The 23021-nt window shown below is 69.3% G+C and carries 24 protein-coding genes, 2 tRNA genes and 1 pseudogene; 17 read left to right on the top strand and 10 right to left on the bottom strand.

Annotation, left to right across the window (positions count from 1 at the left end; genetic code table 11):
• Positions 1 to 127: 127 nt before the first annotated feature.
• Positions 128 to 775, bottom strand: coding sequence for a response regulator (locus tag J5226_RS15165; protein WP_207525036.1), 648 nt, complete (start codon positions 773 to 775; stop codon positions 128 to 130).
• Between the two features lie 446 nt (positions 776 to 1221).
• On the opposite strand from J5226_RS15165, the gene J5226_RS15160 reads away from it, so the two are divergent.
• Positions 1222 to 2034, top strand: coding sequence for an isocitrate lyase/phosphoenolpyruvate mutase family protein (locus J5226_RS15160; protein ID WP_215835295.1), 813 nt, complete (start codon positions 1222 to 1224; stop codon positions 2032 to 2034).
• A gap of 302 nt (positions 2035 to 2336) precedes the next feature.
• On the opposite strand, the gene J5226_RS15155 is transcribed toward J5226_RS15160, so the two are convergent.
• The 3 genes from J5226_RS15155 to J5226_RS15145 form a co-directional block, all read right to left on the bottom strand.
• The gene (locus J5226_RS15155; protein WP_215835294.1) at positions 2337 to 2729 is read right to left on the bottom strand and encodes a DUF4180 domain-containing protein; all 393 of its coding nucleotides are present in this window, start codon (positions 2727 to 2729) and stop codon (positions 2337 to 2339) included.
• Between the two features lie 67 nt (positions 2730 to 2796).
• Positions 2797 to 2967: a hypothetical protein gene (locus J5226_RS15150; protein ID WP_215835293.1), complete on the bottom strand. Its 171-nt coding sequence runs from the start codon at positions 2965 to 2967 to the stop codon at positions 2797 to 2799.
• A 21-nt stretch (positions 2968 to 2988) separates the two neighbouring features.
• On the bottom strand, positions 2989 to 3726 hold the full coding sequence (locus J5226_RS15145) for a LysR family transcriptional regulator (protein ID WP_215835292.1): 738 nt from the start codon (positions 3724 to 3726) through the stop codon (positions 2989 to 2991).
• Positions 3727 to 3791: 65 nt separating this feature from the next.
• Here J5226_RS15145 and J5226_RS15140 point away from each other — a divergent pair, with 65 nt between their 5' ends.
• From J5226_RS15140 to J5226_RS15090, 11 genes are all read left to right on the top strand, one after another.
• Positions 3792 to 4409: a LysE family transporter gene (locus J5226_RS15140; protein ID WP_215835291.1), complete on the top strand. Its 618-nt coding sequence runs from the start codon at positions 3792 to 3794 to the stop codon at positions 4407 to 4409.
• Positions 4410 to 4700: 291 nt separating this feature from the next.
• Positions 4701 to 5387: a DoxX family protein gene (locus tag J5226_RS15135; protein WP_215835290.1), complete on the top strand. Its 687-nt coding sequence runs from the start codon at positions 4701 to 4703 to the stop codon at positions 5385 to 5387.
• A 107-nt stretch (positions 5388 to 5494) separates the two neighbouring features.
• Positions 5495 to 5911: an EF-hand domain-containing protein gene (locus tag J5226_RS15130; protein WP_215835289.1), complete on the top strand. Its 417-nt coding sequence runs from the start codon at positions 5495 to 5497 to the stop codon at positions 5909 to 5911.
• Positions 5912 to 6008: 97 nt separating this feature from the next.
• Complete coding sequence (locus J5226_RS15125) at positions 6009 to 6866, top strand: DUF692 domain-containing protein (protein WP_215835288.1); 858 nt, start codon at positions 6009 to 6011, stop codon at positions 6864 to 6866.
• A complete protein-coding gene (locus J5226_RS15120) occupies positions 6859 to 7644 on the top strand; it encodes a putative DNA-binding domain-containing protein (protein WP_215835287.1) in 786 nt (261 codons plus the stop codon). The genes J5226_RS15125 and J5226_RS15120 overlap by 8 nt, the downstream gene beginning before the upstream one ends.
• A complete protein-coding gene (locus J5226_RS15115; protein WP_255322800.1) occupies positions 7641 to 8288 on the top strand; it encodes a ferric reductase-like transmembrane domain-containing protein in 648 nt (215 codons plus the stop codon). Before J5226_RS15120 ends, J5226_RS15115 begins: the two co-directional genes overlap by 4 nt.
• A 50-nt stretch (positions 8289 to 8338) precedes the next feature.
• The gene (locus tag J5226_RS15110; protein ID WP_215835286.1) at positions 8339 to 8764 is read left to right on the top strand and encodes an organic hydroperoxide resistance protein; all 426 of its coding nucleotides are present in this window, start codon (positions 8339 to 8341) and stop codon (positions 8762 to 8764) included.
• A 31-nt stretch (positions 8765 to 8795) separates the two neighbouring features.
• Positions 8796 to 9581, top strand: a complete 786-nt coding sequence (locus tag J5226_RS15105) for an alpha/beta hydrolase (protein ID WP_215835285.1) — start codon at positions 8796 to 8798, stop codon at positions 9579 to 9581.
• A gap of 31 nt (positions 9582 to 9612) precedes the next feature.
• Complete coding sequence (locus J5226_RS15100; protein ID WP_215835284.1) at positions 9613 to 10170, top strand: thioredoxin family protein; 558 nt, start codon at positions 9613 to 9615, stop codon at positions 10168 to 10170.
• A 441-nt stretch (positions 10171 to 10611) separates the two neighbouring features.
• On the top strand, positions 10612 to 11352 hold the full coding sequence (locus tag J5226_RS15095) for a response regulator (protein ID WP_215835283.1): 741 nt from the start codon (positions 10612 to 10614) through the stop codon (positions 11350 to 11352).
• Positions 11349 to 12689, top strand: coding sequence for a HAMP domain-containing sensor histidine kinase (locus J5226_RS15090; protein ID WP_215835282.1), 1341 nt, complete (start codon positions 11349 to 11351; stop codon positions 12687 to 12689). The genes J5226_RS15095 and J5226_RS15090 overlap by 4 nt, the downstream gene beginning before the upstream one ends.
• A gap of 13 nt (positions 12690 to 12702) precedes the next feature.
• Here J5226_RS15090 and J5226_RS15085 read toward each other — a convergent pair whose 3' ends face one another.
• Entirely contained in the window at positions 12703 to 13731 is a 1029-nt protein-coding gene (locus tag J5226_RS15085; protein WP_215835281.1) for a saccharopine dehydrogenase NADP-binding domain-containing protein, read from the bottom strand.
• 177 nt (positions 13732 to 13908) lie between these two features.
• On the opposite strand from J5226_RS15085, the gene J5226_RS15080 reads away from it, so the two are divergent.
• From J5226_RS15080 to J5226_RS15065, 4 genes are all read left to right on the top strand, one after another.
• Positions 13909 to 14256 carry a hypothetical protein gene (locus J5226_RS15080; RefSeq protein WP_215835280.1) on the top strand — a complete coding sequence of 116 codons (348 nt, stop codon included), beginning with the start codon at positions 13909 to 13911 and terminating at the stop codon, positions 14254 to 14256.
• Positions 14253 to 16853: a zeta toxin family protein gene (locus J5226_RS15075; RefSeq protein ID WP_215835279.1), complete on the top strand. Its 2601-nt coding sequence runs from the start codon at positions 14253 to 14255 to the stop codon at positions 16851 to 16853. The genes J5226_RS15080 and J5226_RS15075 overlap by 4 nt, the downstream gene beginning before the upstream one ends.
• A 320-nt stretch (positions 16854 to 17173) precedes the next feature.
• Positions 17174 to 17521: a hypothetical protein gene (locus J5226_RS15070; protein WP_255322799.1), complete on the top strand. Its 348-nt coding sequence runs from the start codon at positions 17174 to 17176 to the stop codon at positions 17519 to 17521.
• Entirely contained in the window at positions 17518 to 18918 is a 1401-nt protein-coding gene (locus tag J5226_RS15065; RefSeq protein WP_215835278.1) for a zeta toxin family protein, read from the top strand. Before J5226_RS15070 ends, J5226_RS15065 begins: the two co-directional genes overlap by 4 nt.
• 145 nt (positions 18919 to 19063) lie before the next feature.
• Here J5226_RS15065 and J5226_RS15060 read toward each other — a convergent pair.
• The 4 genes and pseudogenes from J5226_RS15060 to J5226_RS15045 all read right to left on the bottom strand — a co-directional run.
• A tRNA-OTHER gene (locus J5226_RS15060) sits at positions 19064 to 19152 on the bottom strand.
• 274 nt (positions 19153 to 19426) lie between these two features.
• Entirely contained in the window at positions 19427 to 20332 is a 906-nt protein-coding gene (locus J5226_RS15055; protein WP_215835277.1) for a trypsin-like peptidase domain-containing protein, read from the bottom strand.
• A gap of 36 nt (positions 20333 to 20368) precedes the next feature.
• Positions 20369 to 20458 (bottom strand) — tRNA-Ser (locus J5226_RS15050).
• Between the two features lie 373 nt (positions 20459 to 20831).
• Positions 20832 to 21710, bottom strand: a pseudogene (locus J5226_RS15045) (LysR family transcriptional regulator); the annotation flags it as partial.
• A 124-nt stretch (positions 21711 to 21834) separates the two neighbouring features.
• On the opposite strand from J5226_RS15045, the gene J5226_RS15040 reads away from it, so the two are divergent.
• The gene (locus J5226_RS15040; protein ID WP_215840440.1) at positions 21835 to 22413 is read left to right on the top strand and encodes an NAD(P)H-dependent oxidoreductase; all 579 of its coding nucleotides are present in this window, start codon (positions 21835 to 21837) and stop codon (positions 22411 to 22413) included.
• Between the two features lie 174 nt (positions 22414 to 22587).
• Here the strand turns inward: J5226_RS15040 and J5226_RS15035 are convergent, their stop codons facing one another.
• Positions 22588 to 22980: a hypothetical protein gene (locus J5226_RS15035; protein WP_215835275.1), complete on the bottom strand. Its 393-nt coding sequence runs from the start codon at positions 22978 to 22980 to the stop codon at positions 22588 to 22590.
• Positions 22981 to 23021: the final 41 nt, after the last annotated feature.

Raw genomic sequence — 23021 nt, 5'->3', positions numbered from 1 at the left:
AATGACGGTGTCGGGGGAGCGCACTCTCCAGTTCCGTCATTCCGGCGAAAGCCGGAACCCATTTTGACTTTCGCGCTTACCCCGCGCGCTCAGGAACTACCCGGCGAGGCCTAACCCCGCCCCGCCCTCACAACGAATGCGCCGGATCGGCCAACCCGTACTGCGCCGCCAACCGCGCCAAGGCGATGGTGTCGGTGATCGTCAGCTTCTCGAACAACCGCGTCTTATGCGTGTTGACGGTCTTCGCACTCAAGCTCAGGCGCTTGGCGATTTCTTCCTGGCGGAAGCCCTGCACCAGCAATAGCGCGATCTCCAACTCGCGCGGCGACAACTCGTCGAACGGCGACGCGCCGCCGTCGAGCGTGGACAGCGCCAGGTGCTGGGCGATGTTGCTGGCCAGATAGCGCTTGCCGCGCGCCACGTCGCGGATCGCGCGCAGCAGTTCGCTGGCGTCGCCGCCCTTGCCCACGTAACCGGAGGCGCCGGCCTCGAGCAGGCGCTTGGGCATCGGCCCGTCCTCGAGCACCGAGACGATGATGACGCGGGTGCCGTGGTCGCCCTTGACGATGCGCTCGGTGACCTCCAGCCCGCTGACGCCGGGCAGATGCAGATCGCACAGCACCACGTCGGGCTTGAGCTTGCGGATCAACGGCAGCGCTTCCTCGCCGCTCTCCACGTCGCCCAGCACTTCGATATCCGTCTCCGCCGACAGAATCATGCGCATGCCCGTACGCACCAGCGCATGGTCGTCCACGATGAATACACGGATGGTCATACCGTCCCCAGAACTGCCTTGAAGCTCATGCCCGTTTTTCGAAGCGGGGCCCGTTTACGCCAAGCCCGCAGCAGAGCCTGCATCAGGCTCCTGCCCGCGAGGCTACGCGGCGCCCCCTGGGCGCGCAAGGCATTGATATTTATTGGCTCACTGCCGGCGCCCGCACTCGCACCGGGCCCGTCATCGCCTGCGCCGAAAAGGCGCGCCGCGGCCGCCATGGCGCCCGCAACCGATGAACTGGGTCACAACTTGGCAATCCCTAGGCTGAGTTGCTAGTGCGAGCGTGCGGCAATGGTATCTCAGCGCCGCGCGATTGAACGCAATCGGCCGCGCAAAGCGGGAAAAAACCTGCGCTGCGCGGGCGGGCGCCGTTGTTGTCCGAAAACGGCCGGTCGCGCCGGCGCGCGCGTGCGAAGCTGGGCGCCTTCTTCCGCAAAGGCCGCCCGATGACCGCGCAAAACCAACGCGCCGAGACCTTCCACCGCCTGCACCGCGACGGCTTGCTGCTGCTCGCCAACGCCTGGGACGCCGGCAGCGCCCGCCTGATCGAAAGCCTCGGCGCGAGCGCGGTGGCCACCACCAGCGCCGGCGTCGCCTGGGCGCACGGCTTCGCCGACGGCGACCATTTGCCGGTGCCGCGCCTGATCGCCACCGTCGCCGACATCGCCCGCGCCGTGCGCGTACCGCTGAGCGTGGACGTGGAAGGCGGCTATTCCGAGGATCCGGCCGCCGTCGCCGACCACGTCGCTGGGGTGATCGACGTCGGCGCGGTCGGCATCAACATCGAAGACGGCGCCGCCGCGCCGGAGTTGTTGTGCGCCAAGATCGAACGGATCAAGCGCGCCGCGGCGAACCTGGGCGTGGCGCTGTTCGTCAACGCGCGCACCGACGTCTACCTGCGCGGGCTCGCGCCGCCGGAGCGGCGGGTCGAGGAAACCCTCGCGCGCGCCGCGCGCTACCGCGAGGCCGGCGCCGACGGTTTGTTCGTGCCGGGCCTGACCGAGGAAGCGCACGCGCGCGCCATCGCCGCCGACGCCGGGCTGCCGTTGAACCTGCTCGCGCGCGCCGCGCTGCCGCCGGCGGCGGAACTGCGCGACTGGGGCGTGCGCCGGCTCAGCGCCGGGTCGGATCTGGCCCAGTCGGTCCACGCGCGCCTGCGCACGCTCGCCGGCGGGTTCCTGCGCGACGGCGACAGCCGGCCGCTGGCGGCCGATGCGATGTCCTATCCCGAGCTCAACGCCTTGTTCGAAGGGCGCTGAGCGCGCGGGCCCGGAGGGCGGCGGGCGACGCGCCCGCCGTCTGCGGCTCGGGTTTCGCGACCTGCGCGCGCTCGCACCCGCCACGGCCCAGGTTTCGCGGCTTCGCTCGCGCCACCACCCGCTTCCGTCATTCCGGCGAAAGCCGGAATCCATTTTGATCTTGACTCTCGCCTGGCTTGCGAAAAGCAAAGCAACGTCAAAATGGATTCCGGCTTTCGCCGGAATGACGGAGTGAGGGGGCGCACCCACTGGTCGAACGGCGCCCGCAACACCGGATCCTCGCCCCACCCTCGCCGCATCGATCAATCGTCGGCGCCGAGCCGCCGCGCCAATTCGTCCCAATCGGCGACGAACAACACCGAACGCCCTTCGCCGCATTCGCGCACCCAATCGCGCAGCGGCCCGCTGTGCTGCAGATGCGCCTGGATGTCGCCGATCAGCGCCAGCTTGAGCCGATAGTTCACCGCCTTCTGCGCGACCTCGCCGGCGAAGCCGCTGGCAAGGCGGAAGAACGAAGGATCCAGCCGCGCCACTGGCAAGGCCAGCACCGTCGCGCCGGCGAACGAGGCTTCGCCGATCAGATCCGTGGCCGCGCGCGCGTCGGCGATGGCTTCGCCCGCCTGCGCGCACAGCAGCACGCGTTCGGCGCCCAACGACACCACGGTGAAGGCGGATTCTGCGGCGGCGTCGTTCACGGCGATCCCTCGATGCGAAAGCGGGCACGTTGCGGCAAGCCGCCAACCGGCGCAAGCGCGGCGGCGCTCACGCCTGTTCGCGCAACCACGCGGCCAGCGACGCGGCGGGCGAACCCGCGCGCGCGGGCGTCGGCGACAGCAAGTAGTAAGCGCTGCCGTCGGCGACGAATCCCAGCGGCGCGGCCAACACGCCCGAGGCGACCTCGTCGCGCACCAACTGCCACGGGCCGATCGCCAAACCGACGCCGGCCGCCGCGGCCTACAAGCTGAAGTAGAAGTGCTCGAACGTCTGCGCCGTGGCGTCCGCCGGCAACTTGCGCCGCGCCGCGCGCGCCCACGCGTCCCAAGCCCCGGCGCGGGTGGCGCTGTGCAGCAGGCACGAACCCGCGGCCAAGCGCGCGTTGCGCCCGCTGCCGCCGACCTGCGCGTCGCGATAGGCCGGGCTGCACACCGGGCCGACGCGTTCGTCGAACAGATGCAGCGCATGCACGCCGCGTTCCCAAGCGAAGTCGTTGCGGCGGATCGCCAGATCCACCTCGCCGAACCCGACCGGCCCGCCGCCCGCGACCAGTTGCAGCGCGATGCGCGGATGCGCGGCCTGCCACGCCGGCAAGCGCGGGATCAGCCAACGCATCAGCAAGCTCGGTTCGCACGACAACACCAGCGCCGGCTTGCGCGACGGCTCGCGCAGTTCGCGCACGGTCGCGGCGAGCAGCTCGAACGCGCCGGCCGCGGCATCGCGCAAGCGCTCGCCCGCGGCGGTGAGGTGAACGCGCTGGCTGCGGCGCTCGAACAAGCCGACGCCGAGCGCGTCCTCGATCGAACGCACCGCGCGGCTGATCGCGCCGTGGGTCAGATGCAGTTCCTGCGCCGCGCGGGTGAAGCTGCCCAGGCGCGCGGCCGCCTCGAAGCAGCGCAGTGCGCCCAGCGGCGGCAGCGCGGCCCGCGACCGCCAGGCAGGTAGTGAGCCGGGCTCACCATCGTCGTGAGGATTCATCGTTTGCGGCTCCGGGTATCCACGCCTAATTTAGCCGCCAACCGCCCTACCCGCGCGAACCGACCATGCAGGAACTGTTAGCCGTAGTCACCATCACCACTCTGGCGGTGATCAGCCCCGGCCCCGACTTCGCCATGGTCTCGCGCAACAGCCTGCTGCAATCGCGCCGCGCCGGCGTGCTGACCGCGCTGGGCATCGCCCTGGGCGTGTGGGTGCATGTGGGCTACACCTTGCTCGGGGTCGGGCTGGTGATCCGCGAATCGATCCGCTTGTACGCCGCGCTCAAGCTGCTCGGCGCGCTGTACCTGCTTTGGCTCGGAGTGAAGATGCTGCGCACGCGCGCCGCCGACGAACCCGCGCAGACGGCGCCGGCCGCGCAAGGCGACTGCGCCGCCCTGCGCACCGGTTTTCTCACCAACGCGCTCAATCCCAAGTGCACGGTGTTCGTGGTCAGCCTGTTCCTGCAAGTGGTCGGGCCGGACACGCCGTTGAGCGCGAAGCTCGGCTACGGCGCCTTCGTCTCCGGCGCGCATCTGCTGTGGTTCGCCCTGGTCGCGCTGCTGTTCTCGCAAGGCGCGGTGCGCGCGCGGCTGCTGCGCTGGCGACGGGGCATCGACCGCGCGTTCGGCGCGCTGCTGATCGGATTCGGCGCCTTGCTGGCGGGTTCGGCCTTGCGGCGCTGAGCCTGCCGCATACGTTCACGCCGCGTGCGACTGCCCGACCTCTTCCAGCAGCGCAAAGGCGACGGCGCGCCCGGCCCGTTCCGCGCCGGCCGGTTCGCGACCGCCCGTCGCCGCCCCGAACCGATAACGCCGAACCCGAAACCGGCCCCGCCGCCGGTTTGTATCGCAATGTATCCGCCCGCCCCCACGCCACAGTAGGCGACAAAACCGCCGCCGCGCCGACACGCTGCCGATACCCCGCCGCTTCGAAATAGCGCCACACCCACCGGGCGCCATCTTCAGGAGCGAATCATGCGGTCTTCCAGCGTTTCCCCCGCCATTGCCACCCCGCTGTTCTCGCGCGTCGACTCGGTCGGCGCCTGGATCGCGCCGGCCGCGCTGCGCGCGCTGCTGGCCTGGGAATTCGTCGAGTCGGGCCTGGAGAAGTTCAACGGCGAGAATTGGTTCGCCGAACTCGGCGACAAATTCCCCTGGCCGTTCTCGCTGCTCGGCGCCGACGCGTCGTGGTTCGCCGCCACTTGGCTGGAGTTGATCGGCGGCCTCGCCCTGCTGCTCGGCCTGGGCACGCGTTACGCCGCGTTCGCGCTGTGGGTGCTGACCGTGGTCGCGATCTACACCGTGCACTGGCCCGATCAGTGGTCGAGCCTCGCCGAGCTGTGGCAGGGCTATGCGATCAGCGACCAGGGCCACGGCAATTACAAGCTGCCGCTGATCTATCTGGCGATGCTGCTGCCGCTCGCGCTCGGCGGCGGCGGGCGCTTGAGCCTGGACCATCTGATCGCGCGCTCGTTCCGTTCTTCCTCCAGCGACGCCGCCGGCGACGGCCGCGTATGGGCGCTGGTCGCGCTCGGCTTCGGCCTGCCCACCGCGCTGCTGCTGCCCTGGCTCGGCGGCGCGCTGATCGTCGCCGCCGCGGGTTTGGCGATGGCCGCGACGCTGCGCCGCGCTACCCCGCAACACGCCGCCGCGCGCGGCTGACGCCGCAGCGCCGACCGACGCCGTCCCTGCCCGATTCCGCATCGCTTCCGCGCCGCCACCGCGGCGCTCTTTCCCGCGGCCCGTCCGCACCTTTCAGGAGTACCACCATGTCGCGCAACCGCAACCCCCACCCCGCCCGCGCTCTCGGCCTGCTCGGCGTCGCCCTCGGCGGCGGCCTGCTGCTCGCCGGCCAAGCCTTCGCTTCGCAGCCGCTGGCGCAGGGCTATCTCGTCTCCGCCGGCCACGCCGCGGCCAAGGCCGCCGAAGGCAAGTGCGGCGAGGGCAAATGCGGCGAAGAGAGCTTCGCCCAGACCGACGCCGATCACGACGGCAAGGTCTCGCGCGAAGAGTTCGTCGCCCGCGCTCCGGCCCGCGCCGCCGAGTTCGACGGCATCGACAAGAACCACGACGGCTCGATCTCGCTGCCCGAAGCGCTGGAATCGGTGAAGGCCGCGCGCAAGGCCGCCGGCAAGCCCATCGGCGAAGGCAAGTGCGGCGAGGGCAAGTGCGGCGGCAAGCACTGAGCCCGATCCGATCGCGTAACCCGGCCTTTTGAACCGCTTCGCCCCTTCCCTCTCCCTCCCCGGGGAAGGGGCGTTTTCTCCGCCACGCGAGCCCGCCATGACCGCATCCCACACGCCTTCGCACGCCGGCCTCGGCCTGCGCCGCGCCCTGCTCCCGCAGCTCGCGGCGATGGACGACGGCGCCGTCGACTTCCTCGAATGCGCGCCCGACAACTGGATCGGCGTCGGCGGCCGCAACGGCGCGGCGCTGGCGCAGCTGGCCGCGCGCTTTCCGCTGACCTGCCACGGCTTGTCGCTGTCGCTCGGCGGCACCGCGCCGCTGGATACGCAGTTGCTGAGCCGCACCCGCGAGTTCCTCGACCGCCACGACGTCGCGCTCTACAGCGAACACCTGAGCTACTGCAGCGACGACGGCCACCTCTACGACCTGCTGCCGATTCCGTTCACCGACGAAGCCGTGCGCCACGTCGCCGCGCGCATCCGCCAGACCCAGGACGCGCTGGGCCGCCGCATCGCGGTGGAGAACGTGTCCTACTACGCCGCGCCGCATCAGGCGCTGGCCGAGATCGACTTCATTCTGGCGGTGCTCGCCGAAGCCGATTGCGACCTGCTGCTGGACGTCAACAACCTCTGCGTCAACGCGCACAACCACGGCTACGACGCGCGCGCCTTCCTCGCGCGGCTGCCGGCCGCGCGCATCGCTTCTCTGCACATCGCCGGGCATTACGACGACGAAGGCGGCCTGAAGATCGACACCCACGGCGCGCCGGTGCGCGGCGACGTGTGGCAGTTGCTGGCGCAGGCCTATGCGCGCTTCGGCGTGCGTCCCACCCTGCTGGAACGCGACTTCGGATTCCCGCCGCTGGGCGAGCTGTTGGCCGAAGTCGAACGCATCCGCTCGCTGCAAGCCGCGGCCGAACGCGTCGCCGAACGCGCGGAGCCGGCCCATGTCTGAGCGCCTGCGCCGCCAACAGTTCGCCCTGACCCGGCACCTGCGCGATCCGAACCGCTACGCGCCGCCGCCCGGCATCGAGGAGCGCCGCCTGCGGATCTATCGCGAATTGCTGATCGGCTCGGTCGAAGGCCTGCTGGCCGGCGGTTTCCCGGTACTGCGCGCGACTCTCGGCGAGGCCTCGTGGCGCGCGCTGGTGCGGCGCTTCTACGCCGCGCACCGCTGCGCCACGCCGCTGTTCCCGCAGGTCGGCGGCGAGTTCGTCCAGTTCCTGCAAAGCCGCCGCGGCGCGGTGCGCGGCCTGCCGTGGCTGGCCGAGCTCGCGCATTACGAATGGGCCGAAGCCGCGGTGCTGTCCTGCGACGACGCGACGCCGGCGCACGACCGCGACGGCGATCTGCTCGCGGGCGCGCCGCTGCTCGCGCCGTGGGCGCAGCCGCTGGCCTATCGCTGGCCGGTGCAGCGCATCGGCCCGGAGTACCAGCCGCGTCGCGCGCCGAACGCGCCGACGCTGCTGCTCGTGCATCGCGACGGCGAAGGCGACGCGCAGTTCTCGGAGCTGGCGCCGCTGTCCTACCGCCTGCTCGATGCGCTGCGCACGCAGCGCCGCAGCGGCGCCGCGCACCTGCGCGCGCTCGCCGCCGAAGCCGGCGCGCCCGCCGACGCGTTGCTCGAAGACGGACGCATCGCGCTCGAACAGTGGCGCGCGCAAGGCGTCGTGCTCGGCACCGCCCACGACATCCCCGCTTCCCAACCGTCCGCCCCCAGGAGCCGCCCGTGAACCACCCTCGTCCCTATTTCAGCGGCTGGCCGCTGTGGAGCCTGATCGCCGTCGCCGTGCTGGCGATGACCGGCCTCACCGTCGTCTCGCAAGCCGACTTGGTAGAAGGCGTGCACAGCGCCGTGCGCGCCACCGCGCGCAGCTCGTTCGCGCTGTTCCTGCTGGCCTTCACCGCCTCGGCCTTCGCCACCTTGTTGCCGGGCCCGGCGAGTTCGGCGCTGCTGCGCGAACGCCGCTACATCGGCCTGGGCTTCGCGTTCTCGCACTGGGTCCACGCGATCGTCATCTACGCCTACGGCCGGCTCGCGCCGGAATTCTGGCCGAGCCGCACCGGCTTGACGAACGTGCCCGGCAGCATCGGCTACCTGTTCTTGCTGGCGATGACCGTCACCTCGTTCAAGCCGGTCGCGCGGCGCATGAGCGCGACCGCGTGGAAGCGCCTGCACACCGCCGGCATGTGGGTGCTCGCCGCGGTGTTCGCGCTGTCCTACTTCAAGCGCATCCCGATGAACCCGGCGTACGCGCTGCCGTTCGCCGCGCTGATCGCGGCGGTGGCGGTGCGGCTGGTCGGCAAGCTCTCCCTCGCCAACAAGCGCCGCCAACGCGCGGCGTCCCAACTGGCGGCCGCGCCGCGCTCGCTCTGATCGCCCCATCCCTCGTTCCCCGCTCTCCACCCCAACCAGGAATCGCAACCATGACCAACGCCCTCGAACAAACCCTCTACACCGCCCGCACCCGCACCACCGGCGGCCGCGACGGCAGCGGCCGCAGCGATGACGGCGCGCTCGACGTGCGCTTGTCCACGCCGGGCTCCAACCGCCCCGGCAGCAATCCCGAGCAGTTGTTCGCGGTCGGCTACTCGGCCTGCTTCATCGGCGCGATGCAGCTCGCCGCCGCGCGCCACAACGTGCGCCTGCCCACCGATACGGCGATCGAAGCCGAAGTCAGCCTCGGCAAGACCGACGGCGGCGCGCGCTACCAACTCGCGGCCAAGCTGCGCATCGCCCTGCCCGGCCTGGACGAAGCGCTCAAGCGCACGTTGATCGAAACCGCGCACGACACCTGTCCGTACTCGCGCGCCATCCGCGGAAACATCGACGTCGAGTTCGAGCTGATCTGACCTTTCCCCCCACTTCATCGAGACCCTTTCCATGCTCCGCACCGCGTTGTTCCTCGCCCTCGCCGCGACCGCCGCCGTCGCGCCCGCCACCGCCGCGCAGCCGCGCGAGCCCGATGCTCCGACCGCGATCCTCGTTCACGGCGCCTTCGCCGACGGCGCCAGCTGGGACAAGGTCGTGCCGATCCTGCGCAACTGGGGCATGCGCGCCGTCGCCGTGCACGAGCCGCTGAGTTCGCTGTCCGACGACGCCGATACCGTGCGCCGCGCGATCCGCGCCGCGCCGGGTCCGGTGGTGCTGGTCGGCCATTCCTGGGGCGGCAGCGTCATCACCGAAGCCGGCGCGGATCCGAAAGTGAAGGCGCTGGTCTACGTCGCCGCGTTCGCGCCGGATGTCGGCCAGAACAGCGCGGGCCAGGGCCAGGGTTATCCGCAACCGCCGGGGCTGTCGGGCCTGCAAGAGCGCGAGGGCTGGCTGTGGTTGAACGAAGCCAACGTCGTGCGCGATTTCGCGCCGGACCTGAAGCCGCGGCAAGCGCAGGTGCTGGCGAGCCTGCAGGCGCCGATCAAGGCCAGCGCCTTCGCCGAACCGGCGACGCAGGCGGCGTGGCGCGGCAAGCCGAGCTGGTACGTAATCGCGCGCAACGACCGCATGCTCTCGCCGCAGCTGCAGGCCGACACCGCCCGCCGCATCGGCGCGCAAACGCGCATCGTCGACGCCGGCCACGCCGTGCCGCTGGCGCGGCCGCGCGAAGTCGCCCTCGCCATTCTCGAAGCCGCCGGCATCCCCACCCAAGACCCAGCGCACAGCGGCGGCTGAGCCGTCGCGTCCGCGCCACCGGAGAACCGTCATGCTCAAGACTCCTTTCGCGATCAAACCGTTGTTGCTGGCGCTGAGCCTGTGTCTGGGCGCGGTGGCCTGCGCGCCCGGCGCGCAGGCCGAACCGGTCCAGCCGACCGCGCGCCAGCCGGCGCCGCCGGCGCCCGATTTCCAGGGCATCCACCGCTGGATCAACAGTCCGCCGCTGCGCATGAGCCAGTTGCGCGGCAAGGTGGTGCTGGTCGAGTTCTGGACGTACGCCTGCATCAACTGCCTGCACGTGCAGCCGCACGTCAACGAGTGGCATCAGCGTTATGCCGGCCAGGGGCTGGCGGTGATCGGCGTGCATACGCCCGAATACGAGTACGAGCACCTGAGCGGCAACGTGCAGGCGGCGGTGAAGCGCTTGGGCATCGGCTATCCGGTCGCGCAGGACAACGACTACGCGACCTGGAACGCCTACGGCAATCGGTTCTGGCCGGCGCTGTATCTGATCGACCGCGACGGGCGCATCGTGTACCGGCATTACGGCGAAGGCGATTACGCGCAGACCGAGGCGATGATCCGGGAGTTGCTGGCGCGGGGGTGAGGCACGACGGTTGTCCGGCGATCGTCGCGCTCCTCCCGCCGCGTCCGCGCCCCCTTACCCATCTGCGCTCCATTCCCCCGTCCGCACTCCCTCACCCGATCCGCACTCCCTCACCCGATCCGCACTCCCTCACCCCGTCATTCCGGCGAAAGCCGGAATCCATTTTGACTTTCGCTCCGCGCTTTCGTACGCGACCAGCAAAAAGCAAGATCAAAATGGGTTCCGGCTTTCGCCGGAATGACGGCCTGGGAGGATCGCGACTACAGAAAGCAAGATCAAGATGGGTTCCGGCTTTCGCCGGAATGACGGGTTTGGGAGGATCGCAACTACAGGGCGAGCGGAGCCGAGCCGCCCTCGCTCCACCCCGCCCAAGCGCATAATCGCCCCGCATCGCCCCGCATCGCCCCCGCATCGCCCCCGCATCGCCCCACAGGACCCGCAATGAAACCCAGCGACCACATCCTGATCGTCGACGACGACCGCGACATCCGCGAGATGATCGCCGACTACCTGCGCAAGAACGGCCTGCGCGCCAGCACCGCCGCCGACGGCCGCGAGATGCGCGCGGCGCTGGAAGCGCAGGACATCGACCTGATCGTGCTCGACCTGATGCTGCCCGGCGACGACGGCCTGGTGCTGTGCCGCAACCTGCGCGCCGGCCCGCACAAGGCGATCCCGGTGCTGATGCTGACCGCGCGCGACGACGCCACCGACCGCATCGTCGGCCTGGAAATGGGCGCCGACGACTACCTCGCCAAGCCCTTCGCGCCGCGCGAACTGCTGGCGCGGATCAACGCGGTGATCCGGCGCACGCGCATGCTGCCGCCGAACCTGCGGGTCAGCGAGGCCGTGCGCTTGATCGCGTTCGGCCGCTGGCGCCTGGACACCACCGCGCGCCACCTGCTCGATCCCGAGGGCACCGCCATCGCGCTCAGCGGCGGCGAGTTCCGCCTGCTGCGGGTGTTCCTCGACCATCCGCAGCGCGTGCTCAGCCGCGACCAGTTGCTCAACCTCACCCAGGGCCGCGACGCCGAGCATTTCGACCGTTCCATCGATCTGTTGGTCAGCCGCCTGCGCCAACGCTTGCAGGACGACGCGCGCGACCAGTCTTACATCAAGACCGTGCGCAGCGAAGGCTATGTGTTCTCGCAAGCGGTCACGCTGGTGGGCGAAGACGCATGAACGCGCCGGCCGCCGTCGCCGCCAAGCCCGCGCGCGGCTGGCTGCCGCGCAGCATGGCCTCGCGGCTGTACCTGATCCTGTTCGCCGGTCTGGCGCTGGCGCACACGCTCTCCTTCAGCCTGTTGTTCTACGAGCGCTACGTCACCGCGACCTCGATGATGCTCGGCAATCTCGAGCTCGACGTGCGCACCGCGGTCGCCGTGCTCGACCGCCTGCCCGCGGAGGAACGCGCGCAGTGGCTGCCGCAGTTCAAGCGCCGCACCTATCAGTACGTGCTCGGCCCCGGCGAACCCGGCGCGCCGCAGCTCAGCGAGCGCGCGCAGAACATCGCGCAGTTGATCGGCGGCGTGCTCGGCGCGCGCTATCCGATCCGCGCCGAAACCGTGAGCGAGCGGCCCGAGCGCTTCCAGGTCCACCTCAAGCTCAGCGACGGCCAGCCGCTGACCATCGACGTGATGCCCTCGACCATGCCGATCGCGCAATGGCTGCCGTATGTGCTGGCCGCGCAACTCGCTCTGCTGGTGCTGTGCGCGTGGCTGGCGGTGCGGCTGGCGACGCGGCCGCTGGAGCAGCTGGCGCAGGCCGCGCAAACGCTGAGCCCCGGCGGCGCCGGCAAGCGTCTGGGCGAAACCGGGCCGACCGAGGTCGCGCAGGCCGCGGCCGCGTTCAACGCGATGCAGGACCGCATCGCCGCCTACCTGCGCGAGCGCTTGCAGATCCTCGCCTCGATCTCGCACGACCTGCAAACCCCGATCACGCGCATGCGCTTGCGCACCGAGGCGATGGACGAGTCGCCCGAACGCGCGCGGCTGCTCGACGATCTGGAGCAGATCCAGCACCTCGTGCGCGAAGGCGTGGCCTACGCGCGCAGCGCCCACAGCACCGCCGAGCCGGCGATCCGGCTCGACCTCGACGCCTTCCTCGACAGCGTGGTCTGCGATTACCAGGACACCGGCAAGGACGTCGCCCTGTCCGGCCGCGCCGGCGCACCGATGGTCGCGCGCGCGCATGCGCTGCGGCGGGTGGCGAGCAATCTGATCGACAACGCGGTGAAGTACGCCGGCGCCGCCGAGGTGACCGTCGCGCCCGCCGACGGCGGCTTCCTGATCGAAGTGCTGGACCGCGGCCCGGGCATTCCGGTCGAAGAACTCGACGCGGTGATGCAGCCGTTCTATCGCCTGGAAGCCTCGCGCAACCGCGATACCGGCGGCACCGGACTCGGGCTCGCCATCGCCCAGCAACTGGCCTTGTCGCTGGGCGGACGCCTGAGCTTGTCGCCGCGCGACGGCGGCGGCCTGCGCGCCGCGCTGTGGCTGCCCGCGCAGGCGCACGACTGAGCCGCGACGGGTTTCATTCGTCGCGCAAGTACAAACGCAGCGGCTCCGGCGCCAACGCGGCGAGGAAGTCCGCTGCATCGAACGCGTCGCCGGGCGCGCGCACGCCGTGGCCGCGGCAACGCCCGTCGAGCGCGCGCTCCATCGCTTCGACCAGCAACGGCGCGGTCACCGCGTAGATATCGCGGCCCGACGCGCCGAGCCCGCGCGCTTGCCCGCCGCGCCGCACCCGCGCCTCGATCGCGAACACCTGCGCCGAGCGTCCGCTGTCGTCCGCCGCGACCGGCGCGGGCGTGGCCGGATCGCGCACGTCGCGCAGCGAGCCCGGATCGAGATAAGCGACCGCGCCGCGCGTGCGCAGATGCCGCGACAGCAAGGCGATCTCGCTCATCGGCACGGCCGCGACCGGCTGCGTGCCGAACGGCTCGCCGAAAGCCCAATCGCGCGTCGGCGACGGACTCGGCGCCTCGGCCAGGACGCCGTTTTCGATCACCAGGCGCTTGGCGGTATTGCGCTCGCCGGTGATGCGCGTGCCGGCGGTCGGATGCCAGCCGTCCAGCGCCACCGCGATCTCGACCGCGTCGGCCTGCGCCCAATCGCCCATCGCCGCGGTCGCGAGCAGATCGCCGAGGCCGCCGTAGAACGCCATCGCCGGAATCGCGACGATGCCGGCCGCGCGCGCCGCGGCGTCGTAGCGCTCGAACGCGGCCAGGACGGGCTGCTGCTCCGCGGCGGTGTCGAGATAAGCAATGCGGGCGCGCAAGGCCGCTTCGAGCAAGGGCGCGGCGGTATCGCCGAACGGACCGGCGCAGTTGAGCACGGCGGCGCAGCCGCGCAGCGCGGCGTCGAGCGAGGCCGGCGCGTCCACGCTCGCCACCCGCGTTTCGCTGTCCGGCCAATGCGCGGCCAGCTCCGCCAGCCGTTGACCGTCGCGCCCGCACAGGCGCGGCCGCCAGCCGCGCTCGCGCAGGCGCGCGGCGACGAAGCGACCGGTGTGGCCGTAGGCGCCGAAGACGGCGATGGCGCGCTCGTGTTGCTGGGTCATTGCGGAATCCGTGGGGCTCGTCGAAGTGGCGCACAGTTCAACCCGGGCCGGCCCGCCGCGCTGTCGGAATCTTTAGCGTCCGCGCCGCCGGTCGGTCCGCCGGCGTCTTCTCATCCGCCGCGCCGCGGCGGCGGTAGGATGCGGATCATTCCCCCGCCCCGATCAAGGAACGACGCCATGGCCGCGCTTTCGCCCCCGGTTCCGCAGCCGCTGCAGGATTTGCTCAAGGACTACCCGGACCTCATCGCCCGCATCGAGGGCGCGCTCGAAGGCGCCGCCGCCGATCCGGCCGGCGCGCCGCCGTTCGAAACCGCCAAATGGGCGCTGGAAGACCTGCTCAGCCGCTTCATCGCCGACGCCCGCGACGAACTCGACGCCGCCGAAACTCACGGCGACGCCGCGCGGATCGAACGCGCCGACGACAAACTCAACCTGATGTTCCGCGCCCGTTCGCCCGGCGTCGGCCTGCGCGACCTGTCCGAACTGCGCGCCTACTTCGAGCAAGCCAAGGAGCGGCAAGCATGAGCGTCCCCGCCGACCGTCTGGATCCGACGGCCCACGCCAAGATCCTCAAGAACCAGATCCTGCCCGCCAGCGGCATCGACCACGCCACCGCGCAGGCGCATCCCAAGGCGATCATCCTCGCCGGCCAGCCCGGCGCGGGCAAAGGCGGCCTGGTCGCGACCGCGACGCAGGAACTGGGCGGCAACGTCGTCCCGGTCGATCCCGACGCCTTGCGCGACTTCCATCCCCGGGTCAACGAATTCCGCGCCAACTCGCCCTACACCTGGGCCGACCACACCCACCAGGACGCCAGCCAGTGGGCCAAGGAACTGCGCGCGGCGGTGGTGGACCAACGCAAGAACATCATCATCGACACCACGCTCGGCAACGGCAACAGCGCGGTCGATCTGGTCAAGGACCTCAAGGCCAAGGGCTACGAAGTCGAAATCCGCGCCATCGCCACCCACAGCGTGGAAAGCGAGCTCGGCGTGGACGCGCGCTTCGCCGCCTCCTTGGACAAGAACGGTTTCGGCCGCTACGTGCCGGCCGAAATCCGCCGCGAGGTGTATCAGAACCTGCCCGGCAATCTCGACCGCGTGCGCACCGAGACCGGCACCCCGGTGCGCATCTTCAACCGCGAAGGCGTCGAACTCTACGACAGCCGGCTCAACACCCAGACGCCGGGCGAAGCGCTGCATCAGGCGCGCGAAGCGCGCATGCGCGATCCGGCGATCACCCAAGCCCAAGGCGAGCAATGGGCGCAGCGCCAGCAGTGGCACGAGCAACTGCCCGAGCGGCTCAAGGCCAATCCGAACATCGACGCCAAGACCGCCGAGCGCCTGCTCGCCGAACGGCAGGCGCTGAACATCGCCGACGACGTCGCCCAAGGCGCGCGCCAAGCCGCCGGCATCGACCACGCGGTGCGGGTGCGTCCGGGCGTGGTCAAAGGTTTGTCCGCGCTCGGCGTCGCCGCGACCGCCTACGACGCGGCGACCACCGGCTACCGCGTGCATCAGCTCAGCCAAACCGGCAACGAAGCCGGCATCCGTTCGGAAGTGGTGCGCTTCGGCGCGACCAACCTCGGCGCCTGGGGCGGCGCGTCGCTGGGCGCGTTCGCCGGCGGCGTGGCCGGCGTGGAAACCGGCCCCGGCTTGCTGGTCACCGGCGCCATCGGCGGCGTGGTCGGCGCGGTCGCCGGCAACGAATTGGCGCAGTGGCTGGAAAACCGCCGCATCAACCGCCAGGACGATCAGAACGGCAACACCTGGCGCATCGATCCCAAGCATCCCGACCAAGGCTGGCACCGCAGCGAAGACGTGGCGCGCACCGATCCGGCCACCGGCAAGGTCACCACCACCGAGCAGACCTTCGTCGCCTCGCCGGAACTGGCCAACTACCTCAACTACAAGGCCAGCAACGAGGCGATCCAGCTGCGTCTGGCCACGCCGCCCGCGCCGGTCGATCCTTATTCGATCCCCAGCGCCGCCGGCGACGCGCACAGCGCGAGCAAGACCGACTGGAAGCGCAGCGAAGACGGCAAGTGGAACCGCGAGATCGTCGACGGCTACGTCGAGCACGGCATCAAGCTCAGCCACCACGAAGCCGCCACGCCGCAGCGCGCCGCCGAACTGGACCGGCAATCGCAGCAAGTCATCGCCGACAACGCGCTGCGCACGCCCGCGGCGATGGCCGCGCGCTACGACGCGGCCTATGCCGCCTATGGCTGGTCCCAATACGGAAAACCGCCGGAACCGGTGGAGCACGCGCGCGGACAGGTCGAGTCCTTGCAAGCCTCCGACGGCGACGTCTACCGCCGCAACGACAAGAACGAATGGATCAGCAGCGGCTGGCTGTACGACAGCAAGGCCGACGGCAAGACCCGCCAAGAACTCGACGCCACCCAGACGCAGCTGCGCGCGGCGCTCGCGCAGCAACCGCAGGCGCCCGCGCGCGGCCCGGTCAGCGCGCACGACTCCCTGCGCGAAACGCTCGCCACGGTCTATCAAAGCGCCGGTATCGCGGTCACGCCACAGCATCTGGAGGCGGCGACGCAAGCGGTCGAACGCAAGCACGCCGAACAACACGTGCCCGCCGGCGGCTACGCCATCCAGGTCCAGGCCGCGCCGGGCGAACGCGCGCCCAGCGCCAACAGCCATCTGGTCACGCTGCAGGACGACGGCAAGGGCGTCTACGTTCCCAAGGCGACCACGACCGGCGCCGACATCGAACAAGCCAAGCGCAACCTGAGCGCCGCGCCCTCCGCCGACCTGCAAGCGCCGCCGGCCGATCACGCCGACCGCAAGCTGTTCGACGGCGTGCGCGTGCGCGCGCCGACCGGCGTGTCCAACGAAAAAGTCATGGAGGCGGTGGTCGCGGCCAAGGTCGCCGGCTACATCCGCGAGCCCGGCGACATCCAGCACGTCGAATCCGCCAACGGCCGCCTGTTCGTTTCCGGCAAGGTGCCCGGTTCGGTGGCGTCGGTGGAGCTGGCGACGCCGGCGCCGAGCATGCAGCAGTCGCTGCAGCGGTCGGAAGCGTTCGACCAACAGCACGCGCAGTCGCGCGAGCAGCACCCGCAGCCGTCGCAGAACCAGAGCGCGCCCGGCCAACAGCGCTGACGATCCGCGTTGCGCCGCCCTCTATCGACGGGGGCGGCGGCCGCGTTCGCGACAAGATCGCGACGCGCGCACGCCGATGAAAATCCATCGCGCCGGCGCCCGAATCGCCGGCCGTTCGCGACGGCCCGACGGCAGCCGGCTTGACCGCTCGCGTCCGCATTCGACGTTTGCGTTTCGATCCGACGCGCATCGCGCGCGCGATGCCGCTCACGCACCGTCTCCAACGTCCAAGACCCGGCGCGCGTCACGGCAAGTGCGATCGCGTCGGTTATAAGATTTGTTTTTACCCCACGCGTTTCACGAAACAAGGAAGCCATCACATGACGACCCTGTCGCCCCCCGTCCCGCAGGCCTTGCGGGAATTGCTGAAAGAGTATCCGGATCGACTCGACGCGCTCGCGGCCACGCTGCGCGATGCCGCGGCCCAGCCCAAGGGCAGCCCGCCGTTCGAGACCGCGGTGTCGGCGCTGGAAGACGCTCTCAGCAGCTTCATCTCCGAAGCGCGCGCGGAGCGCAACGCGGCCGAAGCCGGCGGCGACGCGCAGGCGCTGCAGCGCGCCGACGCCAAGCTCGATCTGATGTTCAAGGCGCGCTCCAAGAACGGCGGCTTGGCCGATTTGAATGAGCTGTGGAACCACTTCGACCTCAAGCGGGAGGCGCAAGCATGAGGCCTCTCGCCCCGCCGCTGGACGACAAGACCCATAAGGAAGAATTCGAGCGGCGCGTCCTGCCGAGCGTCAACTACGACAGCATCCCCTCCGTCCCCGAAGGCCAGAATCCCACGGCGATCATCCTCGCCGGCCAACCCGGCGCGGGCAAAAGCGGCGTGGCGGAGCGCGCGAAACAAGATCTCGGCGGCGGCATGAACGCCATCGTGGTCGATCCCGACGCGATGCGCGACTTCCATCCGAAAGTCGACGAGTTCCGCAAGGCTTCGCCGTACAACTGGGCCGACGACACCCACAAGGACGCCAGCCAGTGGGCCAAGGAATTGCGCGATAAAGCCATCGGCGATCGCAAGAACCTGGTCATCGACACCACCTTGGGCAGCGGCCCCAAGGCGGTCGAACTCGTGGAGGGGCTGCAAAAGGCCGGCTACAACGTCGAGATCCGCGCGCTGGCCACCCATCGCCTGGAAAGCGAGTTGGGCGTGGACGCGCGCTTCACCGGTTCGCTCGACCGCAACGGCTTCGGCCGTTTCGTTCCGCCGAACATCCGCGATCAGGTCTACCAGGATCTGCCTGCCAATCTCGATCACGTGCAGGCTCAGACCAAGGACCATCCGGTCCCGATCCGCATCTACAACCGCGAAGCGGACAAGCTGTACGACAGCACCGTCGACACCGATCGCTTGCCGAGCCAAGCGCTCACCGACGCGCGCGAGCAGCGCATCAAAGATCCGACCATCGCGGCGAAGCAGCATGAGGCCTGGAACGCTCAGGTCGGCTGGCACGCCAAACTGGAAGCCCGGCTGGCGCCGGATGCCGACCCCAAGCATCCGGCGAGCGATTGCCGCAAGCCGTTGCTGGACGAACGCGCCGACCACGGAATCGTCGCGGGCGTAGCCAAGAACGCCAGCGCGGCGACCCGCAACCTGGACGAGGTGCAAGACGCGGCCAGGATCGCGGCGCGCGCGCAAACGCCGTCGATCAGCATCGCGCCGGGCCTCTCCGTCCCGTCGCTCGCGTCCGCTCCCGGAAGCTCGCCGTCCTCGTCGTCGACCTCGATCGACCTGTCGCGCGCGCACCCGGACACCCAGGCGCTGTACGGCGAAATCCGCAAACAGTTGCCGCCGAGCGTCTCCGACCACAAGGCCTTGGAAGCGACGGTCGCCGCTCAAAAGCAAGGCGGGATCGGCACGGTCGATCAACTCGCCAAGGCCGATGTGGTCGGCGACAAGATCGTCGTTTCCGGCAAGACCGAAGGCTTCCGGGCCGTCGTCGAGGCCCATAAGGAAGCGCCGCCGACCAGCGAACTGCTGCAACAGGCGCCGAGCGGCCAAACGCCGCCCAACGCGCAGGCACAGCAGCAGGCGCAGCAGCAGCAAAACCCGAAGACGATGTGATCGGCCGAAGGCGGCGGGCCGCTACCGCCGCCGAAACGCATGAGGTGCGCGTCGCGCACCTCATGCGGATGCAACGCGGGTTCCCGCGCGCGCCAGAACCTGCGGCGAACTACCGTCCGCCGCGCGATCTTCGTTTCGGACTAGGTGGCGGAGAGAGTGGGATTCGAACCCACGGAAGGTTTGACCCTTCGGCGGTTTTCAAGTTTTGCGGAGGCTGCTTTTACCTAGCTTTCCGCTGCTTTGTTTAGCCCGCCACGCCTTTGTAAAACAACGGCTTATCGTCGTTGCATGTTTGGCGTGGCTTATCGTAACTTAGCCTAGATTGCTACTGGCGGCACCGTTGCGCGGCCTGTAGCGGCGCGCTTGCCTGCGAGCAAGGAACAGCAAGCCCGGAATTAGGCGGGCTTGCCAGCTAACCGATTGCTGCCCTTGTGGTTAGGTCGGTTGGGCTGGCTGCGGTCTAGCCCATTGCGAGCAGGCGCGAGCGTTGCGCGCAGCCCTCCAGCTACTATGCCTGCGGTGCTGGATCGGGCGCGGCTTGCGGTGCTGGTATTGGTGCAGGTGCCGACGTATCGACGTTGTGCGCTTTGAGGCATGCTTCGATGGTCTCGACAACGGTACGTGCCTTGAACACGATTCCGAGGTCGATCATCTCTTGTTGCTGCGCCATCGGCTGAACCTGTGTGGGAATCGGCACCGGAATGATCTGGTTCAGATGGGTGCGGAAGAACACTGCGGCGATCACGCCGACGAAGTAGAACCGAGTGCCAGCTACGAGGCCGCCTTCCTTGGTCGCCCATGATCCGTGATTCAGAATGAAGACCGGGCTGCCACTAGACCCACCGAACACCGACGCATCAATGAGAAAACGCGGCGTGCCCTCAAAATCCACTTCGATAGGACTGGCAGTAGTACCCCGGCGCGCAACTGGCAGAAGGTTCTTGCTGTCCCAGACACCATTCGGGTAGCCGATGAACGTCACGGACTCCACCGCATCCAGTTCCGTCACCTGCTGCGGCGTTGGAATCATGCTTGTATTCACGGCCCGTAGGAACAAGTCCGTGCCGTGCTGCTTCTTCACAAATTCAAGCAGTGGCGCCAGCGGACAAACGGCAATGTCGATATTCGCGTCTGGGTGACCAAACCACATCTTCGGCCAGTCCTGCTGCCCCATGTGCAGATTGAACCCGTCGCCAAGGGTGGGTTGCCCATCCTTCTGTTTCAGGAACGAAAAGCGCCCCTCTCTCATGCCCATCACGACATGCTTGTTCGTTGCGACGAACAGATACTCGTTGCCGCCAATCTTGTGATTGAAGAAGAAGCCCGTACCGGAACCCTGAGCGCCATTCGCCGCAACGGTGTCAATTCGCACCGTGGTGAAGAAGAGCTGTTCGGCGATGGTCTTGGGCTGCATGCACGCTCCCTGTGTTACGGCGCTGCGCTATTTTGATGGCGGTGGGTCAGGGATTCGAACCCTGGAAGGGGTCACCCCCTTGCTAGTTTTCAAGACTAGTGCCTTCAACCGCTCGGCCAACCCACCGTATTTCGTGACGTGCTAGGAATCCGCTAAACGGCGCAAGCCACAGCGCCAATGCGAACACACTAACACGTTGTTTTTACTTTGTTTTTTCTGCTCGCGCACCGCCTGAACATAAGTTTTCAAGACCGCTGCCTTAAACCACTCGGCCATCTCTCCGTAAACGCATCGTCGCCGGATCGTCCGACCCGGCCGCCGCCCTGCGCGGCGACGCGCCCGGCCTTGCGCCGGGCGCGGCATTGTCTCACGCCTGGGCGGCGATGTTGGGGCTCTTGTCGGCCTTCTTCGCGGCCTTGCCGGCGATGCTGTCGGGGCACGGCTGGCCCTTGATGTCGCTGCATTGCAGGCGCGCGGATTCGACCAGCGACGGCGCCTTTTCGGCGAGGAAGTCGATGAACACCCGCACCGCCGGCAGCAGGCCGCGGCGCGAGGCGAACACGGCGTGGAAGATGCCTTGCGGCAGGCGCCAGTTCGGCAGCACCACTTCCAGCTCGCCGCGGCGCACCGCTTCGGCGCACACGGTTTCCGGCAGCAGGGTGATGCCCACGCCCTGCTCGGCCAGCGCCATCAGCATCGGGAAATCGAAACCCATCACCCGCGGCTTGAGCTCGACCTTGCGCACTTCGCCGTCGGGACCGTGCAGTTCCCAGCGCTGGCGCGCGTCGTCTTCGCTGATGCTCAGGGTGACGTGCTCGGACAATTCGTCCGGGTTGGTCGGGCGGCCCATGCGGTTGAGGTACTTCGGGCTGGCGACCAGCAATTCCTGGATCTGGCCGAAGCTGCGCATCACCAGGCTGCCGTCGTCGTCGAGCTTGGAGCGCACGCGCAAGGCCACGTCCACGCCTTCGTTGATGATGTCGACGCGGCGGTTGCTGACGTGCAGTTGCACGCGCACCTGCGGGTACTTGGCCAGGAACTCGGGCAACAGCCGCGGAATGTGCTGCTGAGCCAGACCGACCGGCACGCTGACGCGGATCACGCCGCGCGGCTCGGCGCTGAGGCGGTCGACGACTTCGCGCGCGGCCTGCGCCTCGGCCAGCATCGATTGGGCGTGGCGATACACGCTGTTGCCGACTTCGGTGACCGCGAAGCGGCGGGTGGAACGCTGCAGCAAACGCACGCCCAGATCGGTTTCCAACTGGCTGATGCGCCGGCTCAGACGCGACTTGGGAATGCCCAGCGCGCGCTCGGCGGCGGCGAAACCGGCGTGGTCCACGACCATCGCGAAGTAGTACAGGTCATTCAGATCGTGCATGACGATAGTTCCAAAATTAGAACAGCGAGTGATATTGAACCAGCTTTATTCCATAGCCGCAACGATCCAGACTTTGCCTCAACGCGGCAACGCCCGCATCCGAACGACCCGACGAGGTCCCGACATGAAGCTTCTGCACATCGATTCAAGCGCTCTGGGCGCAAATTCCGTGACTCGCGAACTGTCCGCGGCGGTGGCGGCGCGCTGGCAGGACGATCTGCCGGGCCTGAACGTCGAACATCTCGATCTGGACGCCGACCCGATCCCCCATCTTACCGGGCGTTCCCTGGCAAAGGACGATCCGGCCGAATCCGAGCGATCCGAGCGCATCCTGCAACAATTCCTGGAAGCCGACGTGATCGTGATCGGCGCGCCGATGTACAACTTCGGCATCCCTTCGACGCTGAAAGCGTGGATCGACCGCGTGGCGGTGGCCGGCAAGACCTTCCGCTATACCGCCAATGGCCCGGAAGGCCTGGCCAAGGGCAAGAAGGCCATCGTCGCCAGCGGCCGCGGCGGCCTGCACAGCGGCCAGCCGAGCGACTTCCAGGAGACCTATCTGCGCCACGTGCTGGGCTTCATCGGCGTCACCGATGTGGAATTCGTGCGCGCCGAGGGCGTGTCGTATTCGCCGCAGCACCGCGCCGACGCGCTGGCCGCGGCGCATGCCTCGATTCCGCGGCCGCAGCGTCTGGCGGCCTGAGCACGGCGTGCTTCGGCCCGCCCCCAGGGCCGAAACGGACGCGACCCGATTACGGCGTACCCCTCCCCCACGCCGGCATTGGCCGGGCCCCCACGGGCCCGGCTTTTTTATTGCGCCGGCCACGGTGGCCGAGGCCGGGCGCGCGGCCCGCAGCGACCGCTACGCCACCGACAGTCAGGCCTCGCCGGCCTCGCGCGCGGCGGGCTCGGCCGCGGGCGCGGCTCCAGGCTGCGCTCGCGAAACCCAGCGGCGGGCCAGGCGGAACCCGCACACCATCGCCGCCGCCGCGCCGGCCGGCAGCGACAGCAGGATCAGGAAAAAGCCGGCGTCGCTGACGTCGTTGCCGAGCGAGAAAACCGAACCCGCGATCAGCGCGATCGAGGCGGCGCCAAGCGCGACGCCGGCGACGACGCCGAGCAGCGCGCGCGCGAACAGGCGCGCGTTCGTCAGCGGCTCGGCGCGGCGGCGATTGGCCGCGCCGAGCGCGGCGTACTGCACCGCGCTCCATAGCGCCAGCGCGAGCAGGACCTTGCCCGCGATGAGGAACATGAAGAACAACGACTCCATGCCGCAACCCTCCTTGGTGCCGCGTGGCGCGGGCGGCGGCG

The sequence above is a fragment of the Lysobacter sp. K5869 genome (assembly GCF_018847975.1).
Classification (GTDB): domain Bacteria; phylum Pseudomonadota; class Gammaproteobacteria; order Xanthomonadales; family Xanthomonadaceae; genus Lysobacter.
The sequence above is the reverse complement of the archived record's forward strand: the minus strand, read 5'-3'. Positions and strand labels throughout refer to the sequence as shown.